11 protein-coding genes are annotated in these 14,375 nt (G+C 33.1%); 7 read left to right on the top strand and 4 right to left on the bottom strand.

The window, feature by feature from the left end:
* Positions 1–32 precede the first annotated feature (32 nt).
* The 5 genes from pepN to SUDEN_RS03220 all read left to right on the top strand — a co-directional run bounded on the left by pepN (position 33) and on the right by SUDEN_RS03220 (position 7,897).
* Positions 33–2,591, top strand: a complete 2,559-nt coding sequence (gene pepN / locus SUDEN_RS03235) for an aminopeptidase N (RefSeq protein WP_011372253.1) — start codon at positions 33–35, stop codon at positions 2,589–2,591.
* Positions 2,592–2,707: 116 nt separating this feature from the next.
* Positions 2,708–4,177, top strand: a complete 1,470-nt coding sequence (locus SUDEN_RS03230) for an NAD(P)/FAD-dependent oxidoreductase (protein WP_011372252.1) — start codon at positions 2,708–2,710, stop codon at positions 4,175–4,177.
* Between the two features lie 27 nt (positions 4,178–4,204).
* Positions 4,205–4,369 (top strand): hypothetical protein, encoded by a 165-nt coding sequence (locus tag SUDEN_RS11365; protein ID WP_169302052.1) that lies wholly within the window; start codon positions 4,205–4,207, stop codon positions 4,367–4,369.
* Between the two features lie 6 nt (positions 4,370–4,375).
* Positions 4,376–5,227: a peptide deformylase gene (locus tag SUDEN_RS03225; RefSeq protein WP_011372251.1), complete on the top strand. Its 852-nt coding sequence runs from the start codon at positions 4,376–4,378 to the stop codon at positions 5,225–5,227.
* Between the two features lie 15 nt (positions 5,228–5,242).
* Positions 5,243–7,897, top strand: a complete 2,655-nt coding sequence (locus tag SUDEN_RS03220) for a hybrid sensor histidine kinase/response regulator (RefSeq protein ID WP_011372250.1) — start codon at positions 5,243–5,245, stop codon at positions 7,895–7,897.
* A gap of 11 nt (positions 7,898–7,908) precedes the next feature.
* Here SUDEN_RS03220 and SUDEN_RS03215 read toward each other — a convergent pair whose 3' ends face one another.
* The gene (locus SUDEN_RS03215; protein ID WP_011372249.1) at positions 7,909–8,658 is read right to left on the bottom strand and encodes a response regulator transcription factor; all 750 of its coding nucleotides are present in this window, start codon (positions 8,656–8,658) and stop codon (positions 7,909–7,911) included.
* A 225-nt stretch (positions 8,659–8,883) separates the two neighbouring features.
* On the opposite strand from SUDEN_RS03215, the gene SUDEN_RS03210 reads away from it, so the two are divergent.
* A complete protein-coding gene (locus tag SUDEN_RS03210) occupies positions 8,884–10,431 on the top strand; it encodes a carbon-nitrogen hydrolase family protein (protein ID WP_041672187.1) in 1,548 nt (515 codons plus the stop codon).
* A gap of 68 nt (positions 10,432–10,499) precedes the next feature.
* Positions 10,500–10,955 (top strand): hypothetical protein, encoded by a 456-nt coding sequence (locus SUDEN_RS03205; protein WP_011372247.1) that lies wholly within the window; start codon positions 10,500–10,502, stop codon positions 10,953–10,955.
* A 333-nt stretch (positions 10,956–11,288) separates the two neighbouring features.
* Here the strand turns inward: SUDEN_RS03205 and SUDEN_RS03200 are convergent, their stop codons facing one another.
* Genes SUDEN_RS03200 through truC form a run of 3 tightly spaced genes read right to left on the bottom strand, consistent with a single transcriptional unit; the run spans position 11,289 to position 14,373 of the window.
* Positions 11,289–13,124, bottom strand: a complete 1,836-nt coding sequence (locus SUDEN_RS03200) for a sensor domain-containing diguanylate cyclase (RefSeq protein WP_011372246.1) — start codon at positions 13,122–13,124, stop codon at positions 11,289–11,291.
* Positions 13,125–13,153: 29 nt separating this feature from the next.
* On the bottom strand, positions 13,154–13,597 hold the full coding sequence (locus tag SUDEN_RS03195; protein ID WP_011372245.1) for a membrane protein: 444 nt from the start codon (positions 13,595–13,597) through the stop codon (positions 13,154–13,156).
* Positions 13,598–13,647: 50 nt separating this feature from the next.
* The gene (gene truC / locus SUDEN_RS03190; RefSeq protein WP_011372244.1) at positions 13,648–14,373 is read right to left on the bottom strand and encodes a tRNA pseudouridine(65) synthase TruC; all 726 of its coding nucleotides are present in this window, start codon (positions 14,371–14,373) and stop codon (positions 13,648–13,650) included.
* Between the last annotated feature and the right edge of the window lie 2 nt (positions 14,374–14,375).

Below are 14,375 nucleotides of genomic sequence, written 5' to 3'. Positions count from 1 at the left end.
GCTATTATTATAAAAAAATTAAAGAGATTATTATGAGCAAAGTAGAGACTATTTACCTAAAAGATTATAAAGCGCCTCAGTTTATTATTAAGACGTGTGATTTGGTGTTTGAGTTGTTTGAAGAGCATACGCAAGTTACAAACTTGATGCAGATAACAAAAGAGGACAAAAATGCTAAAGACTTGACTCTTAACGCTGTTGATTTGGAACTTCTTGAGATATATCTTGATGATGAAAAACTCGATGAGAGTAGATATGTTATGGAAAAAGAGAGTTTAAAAATTCTGGATGTTGGAGATATCTTCAAAGTTATAATTATCAATAAAATATATCCACACTTAAACTCTGAGCTTGAAGGGCTTTATAAATCAGGAAACATTTTTTGTACACAAAACGAGCCTGAGGGTTTTAGACGAATTACCCCTTATATAGACCGTCCTGATGTTATGGCTATTTTTAAAGTAACGTTAGTAGCGGACAAAGAGCGTTATCCAGTTTTACTTAGCAATGGAAACAGAGAGTCAAACTTCAAGCTTGATGATGGCAGACATGGAATAACTTGGTTTGACCCACATCCAAAACCATCTTATCTTTTTGCTATTGTTGCTGGAGATTTGGGCGTTATAGAGGATAAGTTCATAACAAAAAGCAACAAATATGTAAGGCTATATATCTACACAGACAGAGGAAATGAGTCTAAGTGCAAACATGCCATGAAGTCACTCAAAGATGCGATGAAATGGGATGAAGATGTTTATGGCAGAGAGTATGATTTAAGCATTTACAGTATTGTGGCAGTTGATAGTTTTAACATGGGTGCGATGGAGAACAAAGGTTTAAACATCTTCAATTCAGCTTATGTTTTAGCGGATGAAGAGAGTGCGACTGATGCCAACTTTATGGCGATTGAGAGTGTTATCGCACATGAGTATTTTCACAACTGGACTGGAAATCGTATTACATGCAGAGATTGGTTTCAGCTTACACTAAAAGAGGGGCTTACGGTTTTTCGTGATCAGTGCTTCTCAGCAGATATGAACTCAAAAGAGGTTGGACGCATAGAAGATGTAAAAGCGCTTCGTGAGAGACAGTTTGTAGAAGATGCTTCTCCAACAGCGCACCCAATTCAACCAGATTCTTACATGGCTATCAATAACTTCTACACAGCTACAGTGTATGAAAAGGGCGCTGAAGTTATACGTATGCTTCATACTCTTTTGGGAGAGAAGAAGTACCGCAAGGCTATGGATCTGTACTTTGATACGTTTGATGGACAAGCGGTGAGAACAGATGACTTTTTATGGGCTATGAGTAAGGCTGGTGGCGTTGACTTGGAGCAGTTTAAGAGATGGTATCATCAATCAAGAACTCCGAAATTGAAGATAGATGAGAGATTTGAGAGTGGCAAATTTATAGTTACTCTAACTCAAATAGTTCCAGATGCAGTTGATGGCAGCGCACAAAAACCTTACTATTATCCTCTTAAAATTGCTCTTTTAGAGAGTAGTGGCAAAGAGATTTTAGAAAAAGTTTTAATAGTCTCAAAAGAGAGCCAAGAGTTTGTTTTTGAAGCCAAATCAAAACCAATACTCTCCATCAACAGAGATTTTTCAGCTCCGATAATCATAGAACATAAAGAGAGTAATTACGCTTTTTTAATGAAACATGATAAAAACAGCTTTGTAAAGTATGAGTCAGCGCAGTCATTTGCCCTAGAGACGATTGAAGCTCTAATGAGAGGTGAGGGAATTGATGAAGAGTATGTTAAAGCTTATGAGCATATTTTAGAAGAGGAACTTGAGATGTCATACAAAGCTCTGCTTCTAGAGCTTCCAAGCGTCTCTGCCATTATGCAAAGAGCTAAAGTAATTGATTTTGAGATAATTTATGAGGCAAAAGAGAAGCTTCAAAAACATCTTGCTTCTACATGTAAAGAGAAACTCTTAGAACTTTATAGACAAAATCATAAACCACAATCGAAAAAGCTTGATGCAAAAAGTATAGCAGAGAGAAGTCTAAAAAACCGCGCCTTAAAACTGCTCTCATCTTTAGAGAGTGATGAGATTGCGACTTTAGCAAATGAGCAATACAATATGTCACTTACCATGACGGATAGAGTAGTCGCTCTTGATATTTTAGAAAATATCTCAGCCGAGCTTTCTGCAACTGGACTTGATGATTTTTATAAGAGATACAAAAATGATACTTTAGTAATGCAAAAGTTCTTTTCAATCTTAGCAGCTTCAAATAGAGAAGGCACGCTAGATAGGGTTATAGCTCTTCAAAATGATGATGCCTACAATGAACTTATACCAAATTTTGTTCGTTCACTTATAGGAGTTTTTGCTAGAAATTACAAATATTTTCATGCAAAGGATGGCTTAGGATATAAGTTTATCGCAGATAAAATTATAGATATTGATAAGATAAATCCGCAAATTGCTTCAGGCTTGGCTGGTGCATTTAAAATATATGAGAAATTAAATGAGCAGAACAAGAGCGTTATGAAGATAGAGCTCCAAAGAGTCCTAAATGAGCACTCTCTCTCTAAGAATGTATATGAAATTATTAGCAAAATATTGAAAATTTAATTTTTTATTTATAAGCATTCATAATAGGTAAAAATTTTTACAAAGTTTTTTTTTAAATTTTTAAGATACTATTGTAGTAAGTTTTTTTTAGACTTAATTAACAATAAGGATGTTAAATGGCAAGATTAGTTGTTCTTGGTGGAGGAGTCTCTGGTCATACAGCTGCAACATTTGCGGCAAAATGGCTTGGTTCGGCTCACGAAGTAGTTGTTGTTACTCCAAACTCAAAATGGAATTGGATTCCATCAAACATTTGGGTTGGTGTTGGTGAGATGAGTAAAGAGGATGTTACCTTTGACTTAGCTCCTGTATATTCAAAAGCTGGTATTAATTTTAAACAAGCAAAAGCGCTCTCAATTAATCCAGAGGGCTCTGAGTCAAGTGGTAAACCTTTTGTAACTATAGAATTTACATCTAAGGGCAATGAAGGCAAAACAGAGAACATAGAGTATGATTACCTAATCAATGCAACAGGACCTAAATTAAACTTTGGTGCGACTCCAGGGCTTGGAGAGGGTTCTGAACTTGGCGAGTTTACTGTTTCTGTTTGTACTGCAGACCATGCTTCTCACGCCAATGAGGAGTTTCAAAAAACAATCCAAAAGATGAAAAAAGGTGAGCGTCAAAAGTTTCTAATAGGAACAGGACATGGTTTATGTACATGTCAAGGCGCTGCATTTGAGTATATCTTTAACATTGAGCATGAGCTTAAAAAAGCTGGTGTTCGTGATATGGCTGATGTAAAGTGGATTTCAAATGAGTCTTTCTTAGGCGACTTTGGAGTTGGCGGATTACATATGAAGAGCATGGGATTTGCTGTTAGTTCAAAAATCTTTGCAGAATCACTCTTTACTGAGAGAAATGTAGATTGGATTATCGGTGCACATGTAAACAAAGTTGAAAAAGGTAAGGTTCATTATGAACTACTTGATGGCTCAATGGGTGAAGAGGAGTTTGACTTCTCTATGCTAATTCCTCCTTTTGCAGGTGTTGGCTTAAAAGCATTTGCAAAAGATGGCTCAGACATTACATCAACTGTTTTTGCTCCAAATGGCTTTATGAAAGTAGATGCAAACTACTCTGCTGGTGCTTATGAAAACTGGAAGGCAAGTGACTGGCCATCAACTTACCAAAACCCTACATACGGTAATCTGTTTGCTTGTGGTATTGCATTTGCACCTCCACATCCAATTTCTAAACCAATGAGTTCTCCAAATGGAACGCCAATCAATCCTACGCCTCCACGTACTGGTATGCCATCAGGAATTATTGGAAAAGCTGTTGCACACAGTATTTGCGATAGAATCTTAAAAGGTGAAAATGCTCCTCTACATGAGGCTTCAATGGCTCACATGGGAGCGGCTTGTGTTGCTAGTGCTGGTAAAGGTGTATTTACTGGGACTGCTGCTGCCATGACAATTTATCCTGTTATTCCAGATTTTGATAAGTATCCAGGAACTGGTCGTGATACGGATTATACTTTTGGTGAAATTGGTCTTGCAGGTCACTGGATTAAACATATCCTTCACCATCTATTCCTATGGAAAGCTAAGCTAAAAGCTGGCTGGACGCTAATTCCAGAATAAAAAAACAATAATAATAAAGGAAAAAAAATGGAAAAAAAACCAGAACACAACATAAAAGCTTACGGAAACAATTTTACTACAATGACACCTGGACCTTTTGCTATCAAGCTAAGAACATGTAAGATTTGGCAGTTTATAAGATTTATTGTAATCAATATAAAAATGCTTGTAGTGGTAAGAAAAAGCCACTAAATTTAAATGGCAAAGATTTCACATGTTGAAATCTTTGCTAAATTCCAAAAAATAGAGAGAGTGATGATTAAAGAGATAGTTACCTACCCAACCCCGCCAAGCGTACAATATGCAACAGATGTCAGAGTTTTTAATGAGGAGATAGAATCTCTTATTGAGGACTTAAAAGATACGATAAAAGCCAATTCACTAGAAGCTTTAGCAGCTTTTCAGATTGGAAGTTATTTCAACATAGTTGTAGTTGCACAAGATGGCGGAGAATTTTTAGAGCTTATAAATCCAAGGATTATAAACCCTCATGGCAGAGTTACAACTATTGAAAAAACTGCTTATTTTCCAAATTTAAGTGCAGAGGTAACGAGATATGAAACTATCTCTTTAGTCTATCAAGATAGAGAATTACAGCAACACTCGCTAAAAGCAGATGGAGCCTTTAGTATTTTGCTCCAAAGAAAGGTTGATTATACTTTTGGTTCAACTTTTTTAAATAAACTAAACAAAGTAGAAAAAAAGCTCTTTCAAAAAAAACTAGAGTTTGGAAGTGATCTTGCCATCTCTGAAGTTTGTCCTACAACATTTAAAAGAGACTATATTATTAAAGTAATAAATATAATAATGATTGTAATGGTTGTATTGCTCTTATCATCACTCTTTGTAGATAAAGAGTTGTGGAGCTATCAAGGTTATTTAGCTCTTAGTGCGTTTGGATTAAATATAGTTTACTTTTTTTATGCGCAGTATGAAGGAAAACGATTTACTTCATGTACAAGTTGCCAGATTGGAAATATTATAGGTACGGCAGTAATTTCATTGATAAAGCTCTCACTCATTACACTGTTATCATATTTTATAATGTAGTAGATTTTATAAATTATGGAAAAAAAGATACCAAATCTAGTAAAAAATTTAGATATTTTAAAAGAGTCAAAAGATATTATTTTAAAACAGTGGATATCTTATGACTCTCCTCAGCGGATACTTACCCTTCATGACATTGATACAAAAAAATTTGTAAATAATTATGCAAATGGTGTTTTTGACTACTTTATGGATGTGGTAGCTGGTACTGTGCATATAGGGGATTGCCCTATTATGAGGGAATTTATCATATATTTAAAAGATAAAGAGATAAAGGCCGAAGAGCTTTTTGACCTTTGCAGCCATTTCCGCCGCTCAATGATTGACTTTACTTATGACGCAAATATTAACTCCAAAAATATTTTTGAAGAGATATCTTTTATGTTCGATCAAAATTTTCAAGGAATTTTGAAATATTATACAGACACTATCTATAAAAAAGAGCAAGAGATAGATAGACATGTAAAGCTTCTTAGCGAGTATCAAAAAGCACTTGATGAGAGTGCAATTATCTCCAAGACAGACAAAAATGGAAAGATAACTTACGTAAATGATAAATATGTAAAGATAAGCGGATATAGCGCAGAGAGTTTAATTGGCAGTTATCATAGTATTGTAAAACATCAAGATATGCCAGATGAGTATTTTAAAGATTTATGGTTTCAGCTTGAAAATATGGGGATTTTTAGAGGCACTATAAAAAATAATAAAAAAAATGGAGATTACTTTTATATTGATGTAACTATTGTTAAAATCACTGATCCATATGATAATACAACAGAATATATCTCTATAGCAAATGATGTTACTACTCTTATAGATGCGAGACTTGAAGCACAAAAAGCTTCGCAAGCAAAAGAGTATTTTTTATCCAATATGTCGCATGAGATAAGAACTCCACTAAATGCGATTTTGGGATTTGTAAATCTTTTAATTGATCAAGATCTCTCAAAACAGCATAGAAAATATCTAGAAATTATTTTAAATAGTGGAGAGAACCTCTTGAGTATCATCAACGATATTTTGGATTTTTCAAAATTAAGAAGTGGTGAGTTTACAATCGAACCTAGAATTTTCTCAATACATAACGAGATTAGTCATACATTAGAACTTTTTGTTGCTTCTGCTAACTTAAAAGAGATAACAATCACATCTTTTATAGACCCAGTAATACCAAAAGAGTTATATGCAGACTCGCTTAGAATAAAACAGATATTATCAAATTTTTTGAGTAATGCAATTAAGTTTACAAGAGTTGGCGGACATATACATGTAGAGGCAACCTGTAAGAATAGAACACTTAGAGTAAGTGTTCAAGATAATGGAATTGGAATAGCCGCAGGCGATATTTCAAATATTTTTACTGCTTTTACTCAAGCAGGAGGCGCTGAAGTTGAGCATATGGTTGGAACAGGTCTTGGACTATCCATCTGCAATCAGTTGTCTAAGCATATGAATGGAAGTGTACATGTAGTGTCTGAACTTGGGCAAGGAAGCACATTTTGGGTTCAGCTTCCAGTTGAGATTCATGACAACTCTTGTCAAATATTTAATGATTTAGAAGAGATAAAAAAATATAAGAAAGTTTTTTATGCAAAAAATATGAAACATGATTACAGATCAGCGTCATTTTTACAATACTCAAATATTTTTGGAATGGATATAGAAGTTGTAGATAATACTCAATGTGAGCATGATTTGGTAATATTTTTGGAAGAGGATGTAGATAAAGAGTTTAAAGACAAAATTGCAAACTCCAACAAGAAGTATATCGCCTTAACAAATAGACCAAGCGATATATATGAGACATACCCGCATGTATCGACAATATGTTTTCCTCTTTATTGTTCAAAAATAAAAACAGCTTTTGATGAGTTAATCTATCCAGATGAAACTCCTCAACATAGAAAAGAGAAAGGGAAAAAGTTTAGAGGGCATGTTTTAATAGCAGAAGACAATGAAGCAAATCAAGAACTTATTAAAATTTTACTTATAAAATATGGACTGACTTACGATTTGGCGGCAAATGGGCTAGAAGCATTTAATCTTTATAAAGCAAATAACTATGATTTGATTTTAATGGATGAGCAGATGCCAATTATGGATGGAAATGAGGCAATAAAAGCGATTTTAGCTTATGAAGATGAGAATAAGTTAAGACATACACCAATTTCAGCACTTACTGCAAATGTAATAAAAGGCGCTAAAGAGAGAGGTTTGTCGAGCGGATATGACTCATTTTTGGGTAAACCTATAGTTATTAAAGAGTTAGAGAGAGTTTTTTCAAACTATCTAAGATCTTCAAAATCAGTTGTTTTAAATAAAAAAACAGCAGTTCAAAATAGTAGTATAAAAGGGCTTGATTTACAGAAACTAACTCAAGAGTTGATGCTTAGTGAGAGTGAGTTACTTATGCTTGCTACACTATTTATCAAGAAAATGTCTAAGCAGATACCTGAAATGCAAGAAGCGATTTTAACAAGAGATTACCAAAAAATGGTACTTATAGCACACAGCATAAAAGGCTCAAGTGGCAATTTTAGGTTAGAAGAAGTACAAGAAGATAGCACTGAATTTGAAAAAATGGCTAAAAAAGAAGATAGCAACTACAACTATGAAGAAGCATTTGAAAAGATAAAAAAGAGACTTCTTGAGATAAAAATTGTATAAAAATTTTGAGGTTACTTCTCTATGTAGTAGCCAATTCCAGAAGCATTTTTTATAATATCTGTTGGGAGTTTGCTTCTTAGTCTCCAAACAAGAGTCCGTATGCTGTTTTCTGTTGCCCCGCTCTCTTTCCACACATAATTAATTGCTTGATCAAAATTGATTACATTTCCTAGCTTAGCAACAAGCAGAAGAAGTATAGCACTCTCTTTTTTTGTAAGTTTTAGTTTTTGATTGTTGTAAAAAATCTCTTTTTTTGCTATATCAATTGAGTATAAACTGCCAAATAAAACAGTTCCGCTATCTAGTTCACTCTTGCTATAAAGAAGTTTTTCGACGCTTTTTTCATCTATTTTAGAAGCGCTCATCTCTTCAAATCTCTTACACTCCATCTCATATTTAAAAACAGCCATTTGGATTGTCGCATGAAGTGAAGATGGGTCAAAGGGTTTTACAATGTAGCCATAAGGCTCTGTTTTGATAGCTTCTGTGATAATATCATCATCACTGTAAGACGTAAGGTATATAAAAGGAATAGAGTAATTTTGTCTAATTTTTCTTCCTAGAGTTATGCCATCGCTTCCTTCTTGAAGTGATATGTCAATAATTATTATATGAGGTTTATGCTCTTTAATTTTTTCTATTGCATCTGCAGCGTTGTCGCAAATTGCTAAAATTTTATAGTCTTGCTTTTGTAAAGAAAGTTTTAGATTTAATGCGGTTATTTCATCGTCTTCAACAATGATAATTGTATGTTTTTCCATAATTTTCTCTGATTATATAACAAAATAATGTCGTAATTCTAGCATAACAATATAAGTTTATTTTATTAAAAAAAACAATTGTGATAATTGTGATAAAATTGTTACAATATTACACGTGTTTTTAAATTTTTTTTTAAATTAATAAAAAACTCTATAAATATTTTTTTGATATTACCTAAATTAGTTAGTTATAATCTTATATTTAAAATTATTAGCTGGAATATTATGAATACACAAGAAGTAGAAAATATAGAGTTGGCATTTTTAACAATGCAAGATTATGATGAACTAAAAGAGATTATGGTTGTAGTTTATGAAACTATGCCTGAATCATACTGGAAGGAGCATCAGATTAGAGCTTTGATTGAGAAGTTTTATGAGGGGCAAGTTGTTATCAAAGTTGATGGTGAAATAGCAGCTTGTGCTTTGTCTATTATCGTAAATTATGAGGAGTTCTCAGATAAACATACTTATAGAGAAGTAACGCATAACTACACCTTTAACTCTCACTCAGATAATGGAGACATGCTATATGGGATAGATGTTTTTGTAAAACCAAAGTTTCGTGGTTTAAGACTTGGGAGACGATTATATGATTATAGAAAAGAGTTGTGTGAGAGATTAAACTTAAAAGGTATCGCCTTTGGGGGAAGAATACCAAACTATCATAAGTACTCTCATGAGCTATCTCCAAAAGAGTATATAGAAAAAGTAAAGAGAAAAGAGATAAATGACCCAGTTTTAAATTTTCAAATCTCAAATGATTTTCATCCATCTAAAATTATAAAAGGTTATCTTCAAGGAGACGCTGCCTCTGGTGAATTTGCTGTTTTGCTGGAGTGGAATAATATTTACTATGAGAAGCCAAACAAAAAGGCAGCAACAAAGAAAAAAATAGTTCGTCTTGGTCTTATTCAGTGGCAGATGCGACCTTACAAAGATTTAGGCGAGTTGCTGCAACAAGCAGAGTATTTTATTGATGCAGTCTCAGGATATAGATCTGATTTTGCTCTTTTTCCAGAATTTTTTAATGCTCCATTGATGGCGGAAAACAACCATCTATCAGAAGCTGCGGCTATTAGAGAGTTGGCTGGACATACGAAGAGTATAGTCGAGAAGTTTTCTGAATTTTCTATCTCATATAACATCAACATTATCACAGGAAGTATGCCAGAGCTTAAAGATGGAAATCTCTACAACGTTGGATACTTATGTAGGAGAGATGGAACAGTTGAGAGATATGAAAAGATACATGTAACTCCAGATGAAGTAAGAGTATGGGGTATGCAGGGTGGAAACAAAATAGAAACCTTTGATACCGACTGCGGTAAAATAGGGGTTCTTATCTGCTATGATTCAGAATTTCCTGAACTTAGCAGATTATTGGCTGATGATGGAATGGATATACTTTTTGTTCCTTTTTTAACAGATACACAAAATGGATACTCAAGAGTTAGACACTGCTCACAAGCTAGAGCAATTGAGAATGAGTGTTATGTGGCAATCGCTGGGAGTGTTGGCAACTTGCCAAATGTTCACAATATGGATATTCAATTTGCACAATCTGTAGTATTTACTCCTTGTGATTTTGCATTTCCTACAAATGGGATAAAAGCAGAAGCCATAGCAAACAGTGAAATGACACTAATAGCTGATGTAGATATAGATTTATTAAGAGAATTAAACCAATTTGGAAGTGTGAAAAACTTAAGAGATAGAAGAAAAGATTTATTTGATTTAAAGAAAAAAGTCTTATTTGAGGAAAGTAGATAAATATATTTAAATTCTATTGAAGTCCCCTTTGTTATAATGAAAGTTGATTTTAATAATAAAGGCTATATATGAATCTTTTTTTTAAATACCTTGTTCTAATAATGCTCTTTACATGTAGTACTTTATCTGCTGATGTAGAAGATGCTCAAGGCGTAAAGCAGTTGTTAGATAAGCCACTTGTTGAGAGATATGTTTTAGATGAGTTAAAGGATTTGCGTGTTGAGAACATGCGACTGAGAAATGAGGTTGAGAGAAGAATCTCAAGAACCGAAGTTGAGCAAACAGACCGTGCAGCAAGATATATGACAGATACGATTGCCAATGTTTTTTATTTAATTGCTGCTGCTACATCTATCCTTATTTTTGCTGGCTGGAACTCTCTTAGAGATATAAGAAGTAAAACTGAGACTATAGTAGAAGAGAGATTAAACACAATAACACAAAAATACAACACACAGATGCAAACTCTTCAAGATGCTATGACTATTCAATCTGCTACGACAGCTGCTACAACAGAGCCATAAATAAGAGCTATTTTTACAATGGATTTAACTTCCATTGTAAAATTTTATTTTCCTCAAATTTTTATAAATAACTCCACTTTAAATTTTAACATACACTTCTTCATACTAAAATAACTTAAATTACTCTTGAGTATTTTTTAAAAGTTTTAAAAAGCAGAAGCAGCCATCAAATCTGTTTTATGATTTATCAAAAAAGTATCTCTTGAAAGCGGCTTTAATAATCTTTGTGAATCTACATATAGTGATAGAATCTCAACTGCGGAGTTATATTCTGTAGTTTTTCGTAAGAGATATTATGAATTTTTTAACCTTAAGGTGAAGAATCACATCTATCTACCCGAGGACTACTCTATTTCTTCCTTCTTTTTTTGCTATGTATAGCGCATCATCAGCTCTTTTTATTATATTTTCAACTTCATCATTAGCAATTAGAGTAGCTACTCCTAGACTTATTGTTTTATGTCCTACTTCTGCAAAATGAAAATTCTCTATTTCTTCTCTTATCTTTTGTGCTAGGATTAAAGCTTGCTGGCTTGATGTGTTAGGGCAGATTACTATAAACTCTTCTCCGCCATATCTTCCAAAAATATCTGATTTTCTTATGGTTGAAGAGATGATTCTTCCAACATCACTCAAAACGGCATCACCCGCTTGGTGCCCATAGGTATCGTTAACTAATTTAAAGTGATCAATATCTGCCATAATCAATGAAAGATTTTTAGAATCTCTTACATGTAAAAAAATCTCTTTTTTCATAAACTCATCTATCATGCGTCTGTTGTAAGCACCCGTAAGTTTATCTATGGAAGCCAATCTCTCTAACTCTACCTTGGCAGTAATATCGACTCCAACAGATACAAATGATTCTATTTTTTTATCCTTATCAAGTGTCGGTACTACATTTTGTTCAAGCCAGTAAATATCACCTTTTTTTGTTCTGTTTTTCATAATTCCAGACCAAACTTCACCCTTTAAAATTGTACTCCATAGCTCAAGGAATATTTTCTTATCCTGCTGAGGATTATTTATGATATTCATTTTTTTACCTATTAACTCGCTTTTTGTGTAACCACTTGAAGACTCAAAAGCAGAGCTTACACTTAAAATCGTACTGTCTGGCTTGGTAGTAGCAGTTATGACATATTTATCAACTATTGAAGCAAATTCATTTAACTTCTCATGCGCCTTAACAAGTGCTGCTTGAAGATTTGTAGGTGTTTTAGATATGTATATTGCTACAATAAAGCTCAATATTATATTTGCTATAAGTATGATAATTATTGTGTTTAACTCTTTTTTAAATAGAGAATTTTCATAACTTTTTTTTGTTTTAAAAACTAAAGTTGCTTTGTCTTCATTTTTTAAAATATTATCTAATGCAAAAGTATAGACTCCTTTTGCTTCAAGCCCATTTTCAAAATCTTCATTTAAACTTCTTTTTATATTTTTATACTTATTAAATGAGAATTTATCATTTGCGTGGAGTATGTAGTTGTTCTCTTTATCTACTATGTAATGTTCAAATGCTGAGGATTTTCCAATTGCTAAAAAAAGATTCTCTACTAGAACATTAACTATTACCATTCCACTAAATTCGCCATTAGTTATAATTGGCATAGCAAGTCTAATGGTTGGTTTATATGGAATCTCTATCTTGCCATGCTCAATATTTAAGTCTATTTTTGAGTGCCAGAGTCTCTCCTCTTTCATTTGAGAGACTTTTTGAAAATAGTAAGTATCACTTTTATCTTGAAGTTTTGATTTCTCAACTATAATATTTGTATCATTATTGTTATCTTTTTCAACTCTTATGAGTTCTTTACCATCTTTGCATATTAATCTAGCTTGCGTAATTATGCTTTGCGAAGAAGAAACAGCTAAAAAAATCTGCTCTAGTTCATTTTTTGCATGTTCATCTCTTGTTTTTAGAAACTCTTTTATGGTGTTGTTTGAAACAAGAGAGATAACTGTGTTGTCCATATTTTCTATAAATGGTTTCAAGATAGAATCTGTTTTTATTTCAAATATTTCATTGGCTTTTTTTGCCATATCAAAGTTAATATCCTTTACTTGCAAGGCATAACTTACAAAAGAGCCAAGAACAGAGATGGCTATACCAAAGAGTATGAAATAGAGTGTAAAAAATTTATAAAAATTATATTTAGACAAAATTCAAACCCTTTGTAAAGTTTATAACTTTATACTTCAAACATCATTTTTGCAAGAAGGACTATAAAAAAACCTAAAACTATTACCACTTTATGAAAATGATTTTGCATAAATGGGTGTTTTGGTTTTTTTGCAAACTTTGTATAGAGATTGTATAAAACACCAAGAACGATGATAAGCGCTAATATTATTTTTATTACAAGAAGTTTTTGCAAATCTGTCTCAAAAAATCCAGCATTTGAGTTTATATATCTTGACATCATCATGCCACCAGTTAAAACTATAACTAAAAGAGAGAGTGGAAATATTTTAAAACTCTTCTCGCCCAATGTTTTATTAATTTTTGCATCTACATCTTTGCTAAATTTGTTCTTTAGTGCTGAAATCATAGCTAAGTCTGTAAATACATACCCTAAAAATATGATTGCTAACATTAAGTGAATTACATGTGCGTATGGATAGATTGTTTCCATTGAAGTTCCTGTTTAAAATTTAATATGATTATACATAAATAGTATAAACCCTAGACAAGGCTTTTATCCCATCCAAAAAAGCTAAACATCTCTATAAATGTAACATCTAATGGGGCTTTGATGTAAAGGAGCTCTTTCGTATATGGATGGGATATTTCAAGAGCTATTGCATGAAGCAACATTCTATGACAGCCGAACTCTTGACGGATAAGTTTATTGTGCTCTCCTCTTCCATATTTTGTATCTCCAAGAATATGATGCGAGATATGTTTCATATGGCGGCGAAGCTGATGTTTTCTGCCTGTTAACGGATTGAGTTTTACGAGTGAATAACGAGTTTTGTCATACTTTCCCACTTCAAAATCAAGTTCAACTGTGGCTAATCGTTTATAGTGAGTTAGCGCTTCTTGAGGCTCTTTATCACTAGAACTATCTTTATCTGCAATCTTATCAAACTTTATGCTAAGAGCGTAATCGATTTCTCCACTTTGCAAAGTATAGCCACGAACAACAGCTATATAACTCTTTTTTGCCTCATGTGCCATAAATTTCTCACCCATGATTTTTGCACTCTCTTTATCCAGTGCAAACAGCAACACTCCTGAAGTTGGTTTGTCTAAACGATGGATAGGATAGACAAATCGCCCTAATTGGTTGCGTAAAGTCTGAATAGCAAACTCTGTTTCATGCCTATCTATGGGAGAGCGATGGACTAAAAGTCCACTTGGTTTATTTATAGCTACTAAATGCTCATCTTGATATAAAATTTCTAGCAATT

It is taken from the genome of Sulfurimonas denitrificans DSM 1251 (genome assembly GCF_000012965.1).
Lineage (GTDB): Bacteria > Campylobacterota > Campylobacteria > Campylobacterales > Sulfurimonadaceae > Sulfurimonas > Sulfurimonas denitrificans.
Note: the sequence above shows the minus strand (reverse complement) of the source record. Positions and strands in the feature narration are given on the sequence as shown.